Below are 17,620 nucleotides of genomic sequence, written 5' to 3'. Positions count from 1 at the left end.
TCTAGGGCCGCAAAGGAGTTTTCACATGTCGCCTAAGAAATCACTGATTACCTATTCTCTCTTCTGGAACTGCGGCCTCATCCTGATCGGTTCCTTCATTCAGGCCATCGGCTTCAAAGCGCTGGGGGAACCGCAGGGCTTTGTCCCTGGCGGGCTGTTCGGCGTTTCCACCCTGATTCAGTACAAGACCGGTTTTGCCAATACCGGCCTCATCTATTTGCTGTTCAACATCCCCATGTTTGTTCTGGGGTATATCTTTATCTCGAAGCGCTTTCTCGGCTACAGCTTTCTGTCCATGCTCACCCTGTCCCTGTCTTTCATGGTGATCGATTTTCAGATCAACCTGACTGACCAACTCTATGCCGCCGTGACCTTCGGCGTCATCATCGGGGCAGGGGCCGGCATGGTCCTGCGTTCCCTGGGTTCGAACGGCGGTCTTGACGTGGTGGGGGTCATTCTCAACCAGCGATTCAACCTCGGTCTGGGCAAGTTCTATTTCTTCTTCAACTGCGCCCTTTTCACCTTCAGCTTCGCCACTTTGGACAACGATCTGGTCATCGCCTCGATGATCGCCGTCTTCATCACCTCGGTGACCGTCGACTACTGCCTGTCTCTCTTCAACCAGCGCAAGCTGGCCCTGATCATTTCGGAAAAGCCCCAGGAGATCGCTGACCAGGTCATGTCGCACATGAAGATCGGGGCGACCTTCCTGCCCGCCGTCGGCGCCTATCATCGCAAGGAAAAAACCGTGCTGATGGTGGTCATCAACAATATCCAGCTCAAACGGCTGGAGGAGATCGTCTTCACCAGCGATCCCTACTCCATGTTTATCGTGGAGAACACCTTCAACGTGCTCGGCTCGACCTTTTCCAAACGCAAGATTTACTAGCATCAACGCAGCAGGTCGACGCGAAAACGCAGGCGAAGAGATTCCAGGAATTTTTTGACTTCCTCCAGGGCCAGACGGAAGCGGCCGCGCTCCATGCGGTTGAGCTCCTCCAGGGAGATGTGGTTGGTCGGGGTCTCCCCCCGGCTGATCGCCGCGACCTGCCCGCGGAGCCGTTGGAAGACAAGGTAGTTGAAGCTGGCCTCGAGATCGCCGGCCATCCTGGGTTCGAGCACGCCGGCGTCGACCAGCGCGTTGATGCGGTCGCGCGTGCCACCATCGAGTATCCCGGCCTGCAGGGACAGAATTTTCACCCCCTCGGTGATGGCAAAAATTCCGGCTTTTTTCACATCCACCAGCCCTTGATGGGGCCCTTTCGTTTCTGTCTTGATCCGGCCGAACCATCCCAGGGGAGGACGGAACCCCTGCACGTTCAGCGCGGCCCGCGCCAGAAAGACTTCATTTTTGCGGATATTGCCGAAGATGTGCTCCTTTAGAGCCTTTTCCAAAGAGGGATCGCCGTAGAGGGTGCGCAGGTCGAAAAACATGCTCCCCTTGAGAATGTTTTCCGAGCTGATGTTGCCCAGCCAGCTGTCGAGTTCCTGTTGCCAGCCCCGCAAGCTCCGACGCCAGGGGGGATTCTTGGCCATGATCCCGCCGGGACAGGGCGGCACCCCGGTCTCGATAAGGGCGTCGATAAGAACCTGGGAGAACTCCTCAAGCTGCCGCACCTGGTCGCCGGACAGATGATCGGCGTAGACGATGGCGTTGTCCTGGTCCGTGGCCAGGGTTTGTTCGTGCCGCCCTTCGCTGCCAAGGACGATGAAGGCAAATTCCGACGGAAGATCGGCAAATCGATCCCGGCGCAGCAAGGCGATGAGGCGCAGCAGCAGCTGATCGTTGAGCTGGGCGATGAGCCGCACCAGGTCCGGAGTTTTCACCCCGGTGCCGGTGAGATGAACGACCAGTTCATTGATGCGGGTTCGCAAACGACGCAGATCATCCAGACTTTCGGCCAGCTCAATGTCGCGCACCATTTTATGGGGAGAACGGGTCTGCAATCGCAGGATGTCCGAGTCGGTGAGAATGCCAACCAGGCGGCCGCCGGCATCCACCACCCCCAACCGATGGATGCCGTGGCGGGACATGCGATAGAGCGCTTCGAAGAGCAGCTCATCCTCGCCGATCACGATTAACGGGCTGCTCATGATCTCGGCCACCGAGAGCGCGTTCGGATCCACGCCGCGCGAGACGACCTTGTTGCGCAAATCCCGATCCGTCACGATCCCTACGGGCGCCTCGTCGGCCGTCACCACAATGCTCGAGATGTTCTTCTTCCTCATGACGCCAACGGCGTTCACCAGCGCTTCATCGGGCGGACAGGACACCACTTCGCGTTGGCAGAAAGCCGCGATGGGCAGGAAGAAAACATTGGCCTCAGGCATAGGGAGTCCTCTTCGAAGACGGATTGGGGGCGGCGACCGTCAATCGATCACAGTCACCTGCTGAATGACGATCGGTTCTTTGGGGACATCGTCGAAGCCGGCTACCTTGGTAGTCGCCTGCTGTTCGATGGTATAGACCACATCCATGCCATCGACCACCTTGCCAAAGACGGCATAGCCGAAGTTGTCCGGGTCGGTGCCGGCATTGTCAAGAAACTTGTTGTCTTCGGTGTTGATGAAAAACTGGGCGGTGGCGCTGTTCACCTCCTGGGTGCGCGCCATGGCGATGGTGCCGGTTTTATTCTTGAGCTTGTTCTGGGCTTCGTTCACAATTGGCGCACGGGTCGGTTTTTCCTGCATGTCGGGGGTGAGCCCCCCGCCCTGGACCATGAAATTCTTGATGACGCGATGGAAAATCGTGCCGTCATAATGACCTGCCCGCGCATAGGCGATAAAGTTTTCGACGGTAATAGGGGCTTTTTCAACATCCAACTCAAGGATGATTTCGCCCAGGGATGTTTCCATCTGGATAAGGGGATTGGACTGGCTCACGGGATAACTCCTTCGGTTTTAGTGACGTGCGTATCGGGAAAGTATAGGTAAAGCATAGCGCCGAGGCAAGCGGATAGAGGCACACCATGGGGGAATCATGACTTCGGGAAGACGTTTTCGGGCCACAGGATGGGCGGCAAAAGGAGTTTTGCTAGTCATCTTGGGCATTCTGGCCGGGTGCATGCCGGATCGCACGGGCGTGCCCCCAAGCCTTGCCCCCTCGGCAGCGGATGATCCGATCGCCGGCATGCTGGGCGGGCTCCACCCTGCCGCCTTGGGATCCATGGGCTACAGCATCCAGGTTGGCGCCTTTGCCAGTCTGGAAAATGCCGTACGTTTGGAAGCAACCCTGACCGCCCAGGGGGTTGACGCCTACTACTTCCGTGACGAGTCGGGCTTATACAAGGTCCGCTTCGGCAATCACGACCACTATGACACTGCCCGCCGCGAAGCCGAGCGCCTGCATAACCTCACCATCATCCAGGATTTCTTCATCGTCATACCGGAAGACTATGCCCACAGTCGCATCCAGCGCAGCGGCCAGGGCGACCTGGGGACCGAATTGGTTAAAACGGCCCGTCGTTTTATCGGTGTCCCCTATCGGTGGGGTGGCGAGGATCGGAACAATGGCTTCGACTGCAGCGGTCTGACCATGGTCTGTTATCGCCTGAACGGTCTCAACCTGCCCCGCAACTCACGCAGCCAATATCAGGCGGGGACATCCGTACAGCAGCACGCGCTCGCCCAAGGGGACCTGGTCTTTTTCGCCACCCAGGGAGGCACGCGGGTCACTCATGTGGGGCTTTACATCGGCAATGGAAAGTTCATCCACGCTCCCCGCACCGGCAAGACCGTTCGCATCGAGAACCTATCCAACCGCTTCTTTGCCCGCACCTACGTGGGAGGACGCCGTTATTTCTGAGATTCATCGCCTGCCTGTTCAGCGTCCCAATAACAAAGCCCCTGCCGTGGTTTCGACAGGGGCTTTGTTGCGTTTGAAAAGAGTACGGCAGCCTTACTTGCCGTATCCTTCCATTTCGTCAAACTGCAGGTATTTGTAGACCTGATCAGCCTTGGGCGCGACCTTCTCCTGGTAGACGGCCAGATACTCAGCCGGCGTGGGGAGCTTGCCCAGGTTGCTGGTCACGGCGCCAAGTTCGGCGCTGCCCAGGTAAACCTTGGCGCCGTTGCCGATGCGATCATCAAAGTTACGGGTCGAGGTGGAGAACATGTTCACCCCATCGGGTACCCGGGCCTGGTTGCCCATGCACAGGGAGCAGCCAGCGATCTCGATGCGGGCGCCAATGGCGCTGTAAATCGAGAAGAGCGCCTCGTCCTTGAGCTGCTGCTGATCCATGCGGGTCGGCGGGCAGATCCAGGTGCGGACGGCAGGGTTGAACTTCTGGCCCCGCCAGATCTCGGCGGCGGCGCGGAAGTGACCGATATTGGTCATGCAGGAGCCGAGGAAGACGTCCTGAATCGGCGTTCCCGCCACTTCGGAGAGAAGCTTGACATCATCCGGGTCGTTGGGGCAGGCCAGAATCGGCTCGGTGATCTCGGCCAGGTCGATCTCGATAACGGCAGCATATTCAGCATTGGCGTCAGCCTTGAGCAGCTTGGGATTCTTCAGCCACTCGTTGACGGCGTCGATGCGGTTCTGCAGAGTCTGCGGATCCTGGTAGCCTTCTTCGATCATCTTCTTCATCAGGGCCACGTTGGAACGCAGGTAAGCGCAAACGGAATCTTCCGAAAGCTGGATACAACCGGCAGCGGCGGAGCGCTCGGCGGCGGCGTCGGTCAGTTCGAAAGCCTGCTCAACGGAGAGCTCGGGCAGACCTTCCATCTCGAGAATACGGCCATTGAAGATGTTCTTCTTGTTCTTCTTGGGCACAGTCAGCAGGCCCTGCTTGATGGCCCAGTAAGGGATGGCATTGACTGCGTCACGCAGGGTGATGCCAGGATTGAACTTGCCCTTGAAACGGACCAGCACCGACTCAGGCATATCCAGGGGCATGAAGCCCATGGCGCCCGCGAAAGCGACCAGGCCGGAACCGGCTGGAAAGCTGATGCCAATGGGGAAGCGGGTATGGGAGTCACCGCCGGTACCGACAGTGTCGGGCAGCAACAGACGGTTCAGCCAGCTGTGAATGACGCCGTCACCCGGGCGCAGGGCAACGCCGGCACGCTCGGCAATGAACTGAGGTAGGGTCTTGTGCATCTTCACATCCGCCGGCTTGGGATAAGCGGCGGTGTGGCAAAAGGACTGCATGAACATCGGAGACTGGAACTTGAGGCAGGCCAGTTCCTTGAGTTCGTCGGCCGTCATGGGACCGGTGGTGTCCTGGGAGCCGACGGTGGTCATCTTGGGCTCGCAGGCGGTGCCGGGCAGAATGCCTTCGACGCCGCAGGCCTTGCCGACCATCTTCTGGGCCAGCGAGTAGCCTTGGCCGGACTTGGGCACGGGATTCACGGGCTGGGTGAAAATGTCGGATTCGGGCATGCCGAGGGCGGCCCGGGCCTTGGCGGTCAGACTGCGACCGATGATCAGGGGAATACGGCCGCCGGCGCGGAACTCATCAGGCACCGTGTTGGGCGTGATCTCAAAGGTCGTGATGACTTTGCCCGCCTCGTCAGTCACTTCACCCTTTTTGGTATTGATGACAATGACGTCGCCGGTGTTCATCTCCGTCACGTCCATCTTCAGCGGCAGGGCGCCGGAATCCTGGGCTGTGTTAAAGAAGATCGGCGCAATAACGCTGCCGATGATGACACCGCCGGTCTTCTTGTTGGGCACGGCGGGGATTTCGTTGCCGATATGCCAGAGGACACTGTTACAGGCGGATTTACGGGAGGAGCCGGTACCCACCACGTCACCGACAAAAGCCACCTGGAAACCTTCTTCACGGAACTTGGCGATGGTCTCCAACCCGCCAGGAAAGCGGGTCTTACCCATAGCCAGAGCATGGAGAGGGATGTCGGGACGGCTCCAGGCGTCGCCGGCAGGCGAAAAGTCATCGGTATTGATCTCGCCGTCGACTTTGAAAACTTTAACCTTGATGGTTTCGGGCATGGCCGGTTTGTTGGTAAACCACTCGGCTTTGGCCCAGGATTCCAGCACCTTTTTGGCCGCGGCATTGGACTTGGCCAGGGCGGCAACTTCATCAAAGGCATCATACACCAGGGTGATGCCGGACAAAGCCTTGGCCGCTTCGTCCGCCAAATCGGCGTCTTTAAGCGCATCGACGAGAGGCTTGACGTTGTATCCGCCCATCATGGTGCCGAGAATACGTACGGCCTCTTTTTTATCGAACAGAGGAGTCTTGGCTTGTCCTTTCAGAACTTTTTCCAAAAAGTCCGCCTTAACTTCGGCCGCGGGGTCGACACCGGGAGAAATCCGCTCGGTGAAGAGGTGTTTGAGAAAATCCTCTTTACCAGCCGGTGGGTTTTGCAGCAACTCGCACAATTGTTGCGTCTGCTCGGGATTCAGGGGAAGCGCGGGGATGCCTTGGGCATTCCGCTCGGCTTCGTGCTTCAGATAAGCGTCGATCATCTCTCTCCTCCTCGAATTATTGCGGCCGTTTATCGCCCGTTGGCAAGGCCGCTATTCACACCGTGTCCCAGCTGCGAAGCTGCAAATTCCTGCTTCGTCCGGGCGCGTTTTCCATACTGAAACCTGCATACTGTATACGATTTACAAAGCCCTTGTCAACGTTCAACTCCGACACATGTCGTGGTCCAGCAGAAGACGGACAACTGACCATCAACACTTTTTCCGGACTTTTCAGCCCTTATATCATCCCCCCAGAGTGCGACACATTCTGTCATACGAAGACGCTAGGCTTTCCAGTAAAGGAGGCCGCCATGTTTGAACTTCTCATGCTTATCGGATTTTTTTCAGCCGTTCTCAGTTCGCTCACCTGCCATGCACCCAAAAGGGACCTCTTTTCCCAAAAATCAGGTCGCCGGAAAATGCAACGGGTCCATCCCCCAAAACGAGCCAAGATATCCAGGCCAGGCAACGCACAAATCATGACCAGACCTATCTAGGGAGTTGGGACAACGCAAAAAAAACGCCCGGAGGCAAAAAGCTTCCGGGCGTTTTTAATGGAACGATAAAGATTTACTTCATGAGTTCTTTGACTTTTTCGTAGCCGAGCGCATAGGCCTTCTTGTTGAGGTCGAGGAAAGCTTCAGGTACACGGGCCAGAACGGCTTTTTCGCCAGCCTCACGGGAGACAGCGCCCGTCAGGGCGATCATGGCGCCGAGGGCAACCACGTTGGCGACGATTTCACGGCCAAGATCCTCTTTGGCAGTACGAGTAATGGGGAATTTGTAAATCTTGAAATCCCCTTGGGGCTCGTTTTTGACAAAGTCCGAGTCAAGCAGCAGAACTCCGCCGGCCTTGATGCCATTGGCGTACTTGTCGGCAGACTCCTGCGTCATGGCCAGGCAGGCATCGACGATGGTCGCCTTGGGGTAGTCAATAGGTCCGTCGGAGATAATAACCTCGGACTTGGAAGCGCCACCGCGGGCTTCCGGACCATAGCTCTGAGACTGAACGGCGTGCTTGCCTTCGATGATGGAGGCCGCTTCAGCCAGAATGATACCGGCGGTGATCAGCCCCTGACCACCGGCGCCGGAAAATCGAATTTCAAATCTTTCAGACATCGATATTTCTCCTTATTCGCTGGACAATCAGGCGCCCTGCGCCTTGGCGATAACCTGAGCATACTGCTCGCAGTACTCGGGCTTTTCCTCTTTATAGAGGACACCGGTGAGCACTTTCCCTTCAAGCTGTTCAGCCGTCATCTTGCTGGCGGCCGCCACGGGAACGGCAATATCTTTGAGACGCTTCATCATGTCGACGACACTGCGGAATTTATTGCGGCGCCCATAGGTGGTGGGGCAGTCGTCGAGAACTTCGATGACAGCCATCCCCTTGTGCTTGATGCCTTCGGCAATCAGCTTGTCAATCTGGGTGGCATGAAACGCGGTGGTACGGGCGACAAAAGTCGCGCCGGCACCGATTGCCAACTTGCTGATGTCAAAAGTCGGATCGGGGTTGCCGTAAACAGTGGTGGAAGCCTTGGCCCCCGTGGGAGTGCAAGGAGAGAACTGACCGCCGGTCATGCCGTAGATGCTGTTATTGAAAATGACATAGGTCATGTCGATATTGCGGCGGCAAGCGTGGATGAAGTGGTTACCGCCGATAGCGGTACCATCACCGTCACCACCGACACAAATCACGTTCATCTCAGGCTTGGCCATCTTGACGCCGGTTGCGAAGGCAGCAGCGCGGCCGTGAGCGGTGTGCAGAGTGTTGAAGTCAACATAACCGGGGAGACGGCTGGCGCAGCCGATACCGGAAACAATGGCGGTATTGTTCTTGTCCAGACCGCACATGTCAATGGCCCGGATAAGGCCCTTCATGGCAATCCCGTGGCCGCAGCCGGGGCACCAGATGTGGGGCAGCTTGCCGGGGCGCAGATATTTATCGTAATCGAAAGCCATGTTACTTAACCTCCTTGACTTTATCAATGATCTGGCCGGGGTTGATCGGCTCGCCGTCGACGCGACCGATGAATCCGATTTCACAGGCCCCTTTGGCAACGCGCTCTACTTCAAGCACCATCTGGCCCAGGTTCATTTCGGGCACGACGATGGCTTTGGCCTGCTGGGCCAGGGCGGCGATGCGCTTCTCCGGGAAAGGCCAGAGGGTGATGGGGCGGAAGAGACCGGCCTTGATGCCTTCCTTGCGCAGTTCGTTGACCGCATAGCGAGCCGAACGGCTGGTCGACCCATAGGCGAAGATCACCACTTCGGCGTCCTCGGTCAGGTACTCTTCGTTCTTCTCAATGTCAGCCTGAGCCGCATCGACCTTACGCAGCTGACGGCGCTGCTCATCGTCAACGAGGCTGGCCTTGGTGGTCGGGAAGCCATCCTGGGCCTTGTTCAGGCCGGTCACGTGGAAGCGATACCCCGTGCCGAAAGCAGCCAAGGGGGGGACGTCACCGAAGGAAGTATCGAAGGGCTTGTACTCCTCAGGGGAAACAGTCGGGCCCTGACGGTCAATGACCTCGAGTTCACCCGGTTCAGGGAACTCGATGCGCTCGCGGCTGTGACCAACGATCTCGTCGAAGAGCACCTGCACGGGCATGCGGTATTTCTCCGCGAGGTTGAAAGCCCGCACCGTTTCGCTGAAGATCTCCTGGCAGGAAGCAGGTACCAGCGCGATAGCGGCGTGGTCACCGTGTGTGCCCCATTTGGCCTGCTGAACGTCAGACTGGCCAGGGCCGGTGGGCATCCCGGTGGAGGGTCCGCCACGCATAACGTTGATGATAACGCAGGGCACCTCGGCGATGCAGGCATAGCCGATGAGTTCCTGTTTCAAGGAGACGCCAGGACCAGAGGTCGCGGTGAGCACCTTAGCCCCGGTGAGGGAGGCCCCGATAACCGAAGCCATCGCACCGATCTCGTCTTCCATTTGAATAAATTTCCCTCCGACCTTGGGAAGTTCAACAGACATAACTTCCGCAACCTCGGTAGAGGGGGTGATGGGGTAACCGCCGAAGAATTTGCAGCCGGCGTAAAGAGCGCCTTGTGCACAAGCCTCGTTCCCCTGCAACAGAGCAACTTTCTTAGCCACGTTAACCGACCTCCTAAAGTTTTAAATTAATCTTTGAAGACTTTGATAGCAAAGTCGGGGCACCGCAATTCGCACTGCATGCAGGCGATGCAGGCCTCAGGCTTGGCAACCTTTACCAGAAAGGCATCCATCTCCAGGACCTTGGTGGGGCAGAACTCCACACAAATGCTGCACCCCTTGCAGTACCTTTCGATCACTTCCACTCTCGGACTGCTCATTACCGCTTTTCTCCTTTGCGAGTTTTTACCGCGCTAAACGCGGCCGGACAAAACGTTACCAGAATCCACAATGCCCTGATTTTGATCAGGGTCGAACCACCTGAAACATGCCTTTTGTGAAAAAGTGTTCCACTTTGACATCGTGCAAACACTGTTTCCACCCAAAAAACGGGTGCAGTATACACATTTTATCCAACAATTCAAATGCAAAAGAAGGGCAATGTTGCCATTGCCCTTCTTTTGCAACAATCACTGAAACTTGGGTTACTTCATGCTGTCAACGAGGCCCTTAACGGCAGCAACGGACTTGTCCATCATCGCCTGCTCCTCAGCGTCAAGCTTAAAGGAAATGATGCGTTCGATGCCCTTGGCGCCAAGGACGCAGGGAACACCGACGTAGTACCCTTTAACGCCGAACTCACCGTTAAGCAGCGCACAGGTGGGCAGCACGCGCTTCTGGTCTTTCAGAATAGACTCGGCCATGGCGATGGCGGAAGAAGCCGGGCTATAGAAGGCGCTGCCGGTCTTGAGCAGGGCGACAACTTCGCCGCCAGCCCCGCGAGTGCGCTTGACCATGGCTTCCATGACTTCCTTGGCCTTCTCAGCGCTGCCGTATTTTTGCTCAAGCAGCTCCATAACCGGAATGCCTTTGACGCTGGCATAACGAACCAGGGGAACCATGTCGTCGCCGTGCCCGCCCAGAGTCATGGCGGTCACGTCCTTGATGGAAACACCGAGTTCCCAAGCGATGAAAGACTCGAAACGGGCCGAGTCGAGGACGCCAGCCTGACCCATGACGCGCTCGGCGGGGAAGCCGGTTACTTTCTGGCACAGGGTAACCATGGCGTCGAGAGGGTTGGAGATGACGATGATGAAGGCGTCAGGAGCGTTATCACGGATACCTTCGGCCACCTGAGTCATGATTTTGGAATTGACTTCGATCAGGTCGTCACGGCTCATGCCGGGCTTGCGGGGCAGACCGGCGGTCACGATGACAACATTGGCGCCGGCGATATCCTTGTAGTCGTTGGTCCCCTTGAGATTGACATCGAAACCGTCCACAGGAGAAGCTTCGGCTATATCGAGCATCTTGCCCTGGGGCAGGCCCTCAACAATATCAAACATCACCACGTCGCCCAGTTCGCGCAGAGCGCAGAGCTGAGCCAGCACACCACCAATTTGCCCACCACCAATCAATGCAATTTTCGGTCTAGCCATTGTCTCTCTCCTCATCGTTAGAAAATTAGAGTGGGACGGGGCAACAGGCCCCGTCCCGACCGTAACACACTATGAATTACAGGCTGTCGATGATTGCGTTCAGAGTTGCACTGGGACGCATTTCCTGGTTGGCCTTTTCCAACACGGGGCGGAAATAGCCGCCGATGTCGGCAGGACGACCCTGGGCAGCCAGCAGCTCCTGATTGATCTTTTCTTCGTTGGCTGCAAGTTTTTCAGCCACTGGAGCAAAGCGGGCCTTTAGGTCGGCATCCTTGTTCTGGGCGGCCAGAGTCTGGGCCCAGTACATGGCAAGATAGAAACTGCTGCCGCGGTTGTCAATCTCGTTGACTTTGCGGGAAGGGGCCTTGGCGTTTTCCAGATACTTGGATACCGCCTCGTCAAGGGTCTCGGCCAGCACCGCCGCCTTGGCGTTTTTGAAATTATCAGCAATCATCTCCAGGGACGGCACCAGAGCGCAGTACTCACCGAGGGAGTCCCAACGCAGATGCCCCTCGCGAAGGAACTGCTCGACATGCTTCGGTGCGGAACCGCCGGCACCCGTTTCGAATAGACCGCCACCGGCCATCAGCGGCACGATGGAAAGCATGCGGGCGCTGGTGCCAAGCTCCAGAATCGGGAAAAGGTCGGTCAGGTAGTCACGCAGAACGTTGCCGGTCACCGTGATGGTGTCCAGCCCCTTGCGGGCCCGCTCGCAGGTGAACTTCATGGCGTCAACCGGCTTCATGATGCGGATGTCAAGACCGGCCGTATCGTGATCCTTGAGGTAGGTGTTGACCTTCTGGATCAATTGAGCATCGTGACCACGATTTTCGTCAAGCCAGAAGATGGCGGGCGTACTGGAAGCCTTAGCGCGATTAACCGCAAGCTTGACCCAATCCTGAATCGGGGCATCCTTGACCTGGCAGGCACGGAAGATGTCGCCCGTCTCGACCTTCTGCTCCAGCAGTACAGCACCGGAAGCATCGACGACGCGCATCGTTCCTTTGCCGGGGGCGGTGAAAGTCTTGTCATGGCTGCCGTACTCTTCCGCCTTCTGCGCCATCAGGCCGACATTGGATGTGGCTCCCATGGTGGAGGGATCGAACTGGCCGTTTTTCTGGCAATCTTCGATCATGGCCTGGTACATGGTGGCGTAGCAGCGGTCCGGAACCATGGCGATGGTGTCCTGCAGTTCGTCGGCCTTGTTCCACATCTTGCCGCCGTCACGAACGACTACGGGCATGGAGGCGTCAACGATAACGTCGTTAGGCACATGCAGGTTGGTGATCCCTTTGCGGGAGTCAACCATGGCCAGAGCCGGGCCGGACTCGTAGCACTTGGCGATGTCCGCTTCGATAGCGGCTTTTTTGTCGGCCGGCAGGCGGCTGAGCTTGGACAGCACATCGCCCAGACCGTTATTGACATTGGCGCCAATCGCCTTGAGGTCGGCCGCGTACTTCTCCAGCGCGTCCTTGAAATAGACCGAAACAGCATGACCGAACATGATCGGGTCGGAGATTTTCATCATGGTTGCCTTGAGGTGCAGCGACAGCAAGACGTCCTTATCCTTGGCTTCCTTCATGCACTCGGCATAAAAGGCCCGCAGCTTGGCCACGTCCATGTGGGTCGAATCAAGAACTTCACCGGCCTGAAGGGCCAGTTTGTCTTTGAGCACCGTAACGCTGCCGTCAGCGGCCACGAACTCGATCTTGGCGGTGGTGGCGGCGGGAATGGTGGTCGAGGTCTCGTTCTCATAGAAGTCTCCGCTGTCCATGAAGGCAACGCGGGTCTTGGAAACCTCAGGCCAGGGCTTCATCATGCGATGGGGATTCTGCTGAGCGAACTTCTTGACCGAAGCGGCGGCGCGGCGATCGGAGTTCCCCTCGCGCAGCACCGGGTTAACAGCAGAACCGAGCACCTTGGCGTAGCGGGCCTGGATCGCTTTTTCTGCATCGTTTTTGGGCTCTTCAGGATAATCAGGAACGTCGTAGCCTTTCTCCTGCAGTTCCTTGATGGCCGACTGCAACTGAACAATGGAAGCCGAGATATTCGGCAGCTTGATGATATTGGCTTCAGGTGTTTTGGCCAGCTCGCCGAGTTCGGTCAAATAATCAGCAACCTTCTGCTCGGGCTTGAGATTGTCCGGGAAGTTGGCGAGGATTCGCCCGGAGAGGGAGATGTCGCGGGTCTCGACAGAGACGCCGGTGCCCTTGGTGAAAGCCTGCACGATCGGCAGCAGAGCGTAGGTAGCCAATGCGGGTGCTTCGTCAATCTCAGTCCAGATAATCTTTGCGTCTTTCGTGGTCATGTTCTCTCCTTAGTTTTTATGCCAGCATCGCCAGAGGTCCAACAATATCAGCAAAATCAAGCCGATCTCCGATTGCCCCGCCAGGGCACGCGACCGGGACTTGCCACAAACCCCTGATACAACAAACAGTTAATTAACCGGACCAAACAAAACCATCCAGTTAATCGTGTATACAGTATGCAAAAGACCTGGGAGTGTCAAGAAAAAACATGGCGGCTATCGGGTCGTTTACAACCCCCAAAAGGCCCTGATTTCAGCAGAGAATCACTCAACTAACCCTCTGGGCTTCAACATGATGTCTACCGGAAATATGTCCGACCTTCGGGCCTTCTCCCGCGCCTCGTCCATTGCCTCGGCACTGAGATCTCGGGGAATACTCAAAACCTGGCCCGGATATATTTGGCGGGGATCCTTGATCTGGTCCCGATTGGCCTTATAAAGAAGCGGCCACAAGAGACCATCCGCATAAACTTCCTCTTTCGCCGCAATAGACCAGAGATTTTCGCCACCCACAACAGTATATTGCGGCGCCAGCACTGGCGTTGCTGGCGAAAGATCCTTGTCGGCGGGACTTTCCGCCGTGGAAGAATCCGGCACCTTGGGAGCAGCCGGTCTGGTAGGCTTTTTTTTCACGGGGGTTTTTATGGACAGGGATGCCCGTTCGGCGGCCTGAGCGGCCTCGAGTTCACGAAGACGCGCGGCTTCGTCGAGAGACCTGGATATCGCCCGGCGGGCATGGGCCTGGGCCAAGGGAAGGATCTGGCGAGCCTGCCGGTAGTCACCGGCATGGATATATTTTTCCGCATCATAAAGGGCCGTACTGGCCGAACGGTATTCAAGAGGGGCTAACTGCGGCGCGCCGACAGCATAAGCCTGAGCGACGGATTCTCTGGCCACCCGAAGCTCGTGCTGGGGGAGCGAAGCGCACCCCCCCAACACAAACAGAAACAAAAGGACCAAAAACTTGTACATTTAACGACAAAACCTTCCTCAGCCGAGAACTCAGAAGAGGATCAGCCCCCTCACAAGAAACGGGACAGGGGGCGACGGACTACTTGGGGCGGCTGGCCAGGCGAATCGAAAGCTCACGCAGCTGTTTTTCGTCCACCACATTGGGCGCCTCAGACATCAGACAGGTAGCCTTCTGGGTCTTCGGAAAAGCAATGACGTCCCGAATGGAATCGGAACCGGTCAGAATCATGACAAGCCGATCCAACCCGAAGGCAATTCCTCCGTGAGGGGGCGCTCCGAATTCAAGGGCATCGAGCAGAAATCCAAACTTCTCCCTGGCCTCCTCGAGTCCGATCCCCATGAGGTCGAACATCTTGCTCTGCACAGCCTGATCATGGATACGAATGCTGCCACCGCCGATCTCCGAGCCATTGAGCACCAGATCGTAGGCCTTGGCCCTCACCTTGCCGGGATCTCCATCGAGCAGGGGCATGTCTTCATCCATCGGCGCAGTAAAGGGGTGGTGCACCGCCACATGCCGCCGTGCCTCTCCGTCCCACTCAAGAAGGGGGAAATCGGTGATCCACACGAACTTGAAGTCATTCTTGCTGGTCAGGCCAAGCTTGTGCCCCAAGTGGCCACGCAGTCGCCCCAGCGCTTCGTTGGTGACCTTGTAGCTATCGGCGACAAAGAGCAGAAGGTCGCCGACCTCGGCGCGCAAAACACGATTCAGCGCCGCGAGGTCCTGTTCGGAGAAAAACTTGGCGATCGGAGACTGCCACCCATCCTCGGTGACCTTGACGTAGGCGAGACCTTTGGCCCCATAAATTTTGGCAAACTCCGTGAGATCATCGATCTCTTTACGGGAAAAGGAGGCACACCCCTTGACGTTGAGGGCTTTGACGATACCGCCACCCTTGACCACATCGGCAAAGACCTTAAAACCGGAATCCTTGACCAGATTGGAGATCTCCACCAGTTCCAGGTCAAAACGCAGATCCGGATTATCCACCCCGTAGCGGGCCATGGCTTCGGCATAGGTCATGCGGGGCATGGGCAGGACAACCTCCACCCCAATGGCGACGCGAAAAACCTCGGCGATCATCCCCTCCATGACAGCGATCACGTCATCGCGGTTGACAAAGCTCATCTCGCAGTCAATCTGAGTAAACTCCGGCTGACGGTCCGCCCTCAAATCCTCGTCACGGAAACATTTGACGATCTGACAATAGCGATCATAGCCGGAGACCATGAGGAGCTGCTTGAACAGCTGGGGGGATTGAGGCAGAGCATAGAAAGTGCCAGGGTTGACACGGCTGGGGACAAGGTAGTCACGAGCGCCTTCAGGTGTACTTTTGGTCAGCACCGGAGTTTCGATCTCCAGAAAACCCTGATTGTCAAGATAGGTGCGAACGGTACGAGCGACCCGGTGACGCAGCATGAGATTGCTCTGGATGCCTGGACGACGCAGATCAAGATAGCGGTGCTTGAGACGGATATTTTCCGCCACATCGGCATATTCGTCGATCATAAAAGGAGGGGTCTTGGCCGTATTGAGAACGCGCAACTCCCGGACCTCCACCTCGACCTCGCCAGTGAACATTTTGGGATTGACCGTCCCCTCGGGCCGGGGGGAAACGACCCCGCGCACCGCGATGACATATTCATTGCGCACCCGGTCGGCCTTGGTGTGGGCTTCGGGGTCCCGGTCTGGATCCAGGGCCAGCTGAACGATCCCTTCCCGATCGCGGAGATCAATAAAAATAAGCCCGCCATGGTCGCGGCGACGCTGCACCCACCCCATGAGACAAACGTCCTTGCCGATATCTGCAGCGGTAACACGCCCGCAATAATGGCTTCTTTTCCAGTCACCAAGAATGTCGTTCACGCCCTGTCCTCCAAAATGGTTAAATCGGCCACCGAACCGTGGCGAAATCAAGCAAAACGAAATTATACAGAGCCTTTTTGCTTGGCGTCAAGACAAGATTCCGTTATGCTCCGAGCACTCTCGCGCGCAGTTCTTCCTCAAGGCGGTCAAAGACGACCTCGGCCTGATTACCGTTGTCCATATCCTTGAGCTGGGCCACGTTACGGGCCAACTCCTCTTCCCCGACAATCACGACAAAACGAGCCCCGAGTTTGCCAGCCCGTCTCATTTGCGCCTTGAGACTCTTTCCGGAAAAATCCATCTCCGCATGCAGACCGTGACGCTGAAGAGCAGACATAAGGACAAAGGCCTTCTGGCTGGCCATTTCTCCCATAGCCGCTAAAAAGACATCCGCCCTCGAAGCCGGCTCGTGATCGTCTCCCTTCATCAGAACCAGGCGCTCCAACCCCATCGCAAAACCGATACCGGGCAGAGAAGGCCCCCCGAGGTCGGCGATAAGACCGTCATAACGTCCGCCAGCCGCCACCGCATTCTGGGAGCCAAGTCGCGTAGTGACCATTTCAAAAGTGGTCTTGGTATAGTAGTCGAGCCCGCGTACCATCCGGGGATTGATCGTGAAGGGGGTATTCAGCAGGCGCAGATAGGTTTGAACCTGGGAAAAGTGGTCATCACAACCTGAGCAGAGATGATCCAGAACCGACGGCGCCTGGGCGGTGGCCTCTTTGCAGCCGGTCGCCTTGCAGTCCAGAACACGCAACGGATTGGTCTGATACCGCCGGCGGCAATCTTCGCAGAGAGAATCGAGACGCTCCTGCAGAAACTCCACCAGCGTTTGACGGAAGCCGGGACGACACTCTGCACATCCCAAGGAATTCACCTGCAGCTCGACATCACCAATGCCGACCTCTTCGAAATAATGAATCAGCATGGCCAGCACCTGGGCGTCAACCCGGGGATCCTCCACCCCGATTATCTCGGCGCCAATCTGATGAAACTGGCGGTAGCGGCCTTTCTGTGGGCGCTCGTAACGGAACATGGGACCCATGTAGTAAAGCCGGGCCACCGGATCCTGTGCGTACATTTTATGTTCAATATAGGAACGCATGACCGGTGCGGTCCCTTCCGGACGCAAGGTCAAGGAATTTGCGCTTTTATCATTGAACGTATACATCTCTTTCTCAACGATATCGGTTGTTTCACCGATTGAGCGGCAAAATAGCTCGGTTTTCTCAACCACCGGGACGCGGATTTCAGCAAATCCGTAGGCCCCGAAGACCTTCCGAGCGCTGCGTTCGAGAAATTGCCAGGTCTCCACCTCGCCCGGCAGGATATCGTTCATCCCCTTGATACCTGTAATACTCACTGATCTTTTCCTCTTTATTTATGGTTATACAACAGGCACACGAAGCCGGGATCACCACAAGGTCAGCCAAACCCTTAAGGCACAGGGCTCCTTCATGGCTAGAATTAACCGCATTCCAATGTCATGGAGAAGGAGGTCCCCCAG

The 17,620-nt window shown here is 57.0% G+C and carries 14 protein-coding genes; 2 read left to right on the top strand and 12 right to left on the bottom strand.

Features of this window, described 5'->3' with window-relative positions; translation table 11 throughout:
• The first annotated feature begins 25 nt into the window (after positions 1-25).
• Positions 26-889 (top strand): YitT family protein, encoded by an 864-nt coding sequence (locus MJO47_RS09665; protein WP_253960921.1) that lies wholly within the window; start codon positions 26-28, stop codon positions 887-889.
• A 2-nt stretch (positions 890-891) separates the two neighbouring features.
• Here the strand turns inward: MJO47_RS09665 and MJO47_RS09660 are convergent, their stop codons facing one another.
• A complete protein-coding gene (locus MJO47_RS09660; protein ID WP_253960920.1) occupies positions 892-2,331 on the bottom strand; it encodes a DUF294 nucleotidyltransferase-like domain-containing protein in 1,440 nt (479 codons plus the stop codon).
• A 39-nt stretch (positions 2,332-2,370) separates the two neighbouring features.
• Positions 2,371-2,856, bottom strand: coding sequence for a peptidylprolyl isomerase (locus MJO47_RS09655; protein WP_253961867.1), 486 nt, complete (start codon positions 2,854-2,856; stop codon positions 2,371-2,373).
• Between the two features lie 175 nt (positions 2,857-3,031).
• Here MJO47_RS09655 and MJO47_RS09650 point away from each other — a divergent pair, with 175 nt between their 5' ends.
• Positions 3,032-3,805, top strand: coding sequence for a C40 family peptidase (locus MJO47_RS09650; protein ID WP_253960919.1), 774 nt, complete (start codon positions 3,032-3,034; stop codon positions 3,803-3,805).
• 93 nt (positions 3,806-3,898) lie between these two features.
• Here MJO47_RS09650 and acnB read toward each other — a convergent pair whose 3' ends face one another.
• The 10 genes from acnB to hisS form a co-directional block, all read right to left on the bottom strand.
• Complete coding sequence (gene acnB, locus MJO47_RS09645) at positions 3,899-6,433, bottom strand: bifunctional aconitate hydratase 2/2-methylisocitrate dehydratase (RefSeq protein WP_253960918.1); 2,535 nt, start codon at positions 6,431-6,433, stop codon at positions 3,899-3,901.
• Positions 6,434-7,003: 570 nt separating this feature from the next.
• A complete protein-coding gene (locus MJO47_RS09640; RefSeq protein WP_253960917.1) occupies positions 7,004-7,552 on the bottom strand; it encodes a 2-oxoacid:acceptor oxidoreductase family protein in 549 nt (182 codons plus the stop codon).
• 27 nt (positions 7,553-7,579) lie between these two features.
• The gene (locus MJO47_RS09635) at positions 7,580-8,395 is read right to left on the bottom strand and encodes a 2-oxoacid:ferredoxin oxidoreductase subunit beta (RefSeq protein ID WP_253960916.1); all 816 of its coding nucleotides are present in this window, start codon (positions 8,393-8,395) and stop codon (positions 7,580-7,582) included.
• Position 8,396: 1 nt separating this feature from the next.
• The gene (locus MJO47_RS09630) at positions 8,397-9,530 is read right to left on the bottom strand and encodes a 2-oxoacid:acceptor oxidoreductase subunit alpha (RefSeq protein ID WP_253960915.1); all 1,134 of its coding nucleotides are present in this window, start codon (positions 9,528-9,530) and stop codon (positions 8,397-8,399) included.
• A gap of 26 nt (positions 9,531-9,556) precedes the next feature.
• Complete coding sequence (locus MJO47_RS09625) at positions 9,557-9,748, bottom strand: 4Fe-4S binding protein (RefSeq protein ID WP_155876659.1); 192 nt, start codon at positions 9,746-9,748, stop codon at positions 9,557-9,559.
• 264 nt (positions 9,749-10,012) lie between these two features.
• Positions 10,013-10,966 carry a malate dehydrogenase gene (gene mdh, locus MJO47_RS09620; RefSeq protein ID WP_253960914.1) on the bottom strand — a complete coding sequence of 318 codons (954 nt, stop codon included), beginning with the start codon at positions 10,964-10,966 and terminating at the stop codon, positions 10,013-10,015.
• Positions 10,967-11,042: 76 nt separating this feature from the next.
• Entirely contained in the window at positions 11,043-13,274 is a 2,232-nt protein-coding gene (locus MJO47_RS09615) for an NADP-dependent isocitrate dehydrogenase (protein ID WP_253960913.1), read from the bottom strand.
• 264 nt (positions 13,275-13,538) lie between these two features.
• Positions 13,539-14,246 (bottom strand): DUF4398 domain-containing protein, encoded by a 708-nt coding sequence (locus tag MJO47_RS09610; RefSeq protein ID WP_253960912.1) that lies wholly within the window; start codon positions 14,244-14,246, stop codon positions 13,539-13,541.
• A 79-nt stretch (positions 14,247-14,325) separates the two neighbouring features.
• Positions 14,326-16,113, bottom strand: coding sequence for an aspartate--tRNA ligase (aspS, locus tag MJO47_RS09605; protein ID WP_253960911.1), 1,788 nt, complete (start codon positions 16,111-16,113; stop codon positions 14,326-14,328).
• Positions 16,114-16,216: 103 nt separating this feature from the next.
• On the bottom strand, positions 16,217-17,452 hold the full coding sequence (gene hisS, locus MJO47_RS09600; RefSeq protein ID WP_253961866.1) for a histidine--tRNA ligase: 1,236 nt from the start codon (positions 17,450-17,452) through the stop codon (positions 16,217-16,219).
• Positions 17,453-17,620: the final 168 nt, after the last annotated feature.

This window comes from Desulfuromonas sp. KJ2020 (assembly GCF_024197615.1).
GTDB lineage: Bacteria > Desulfobacterota > Desulfuromonadia > Desulfuromonadales > SZUA-540 > SZUA-540.
This window is presented reverse-complemented; position numbering and strand designations above follow the sequence as displayed.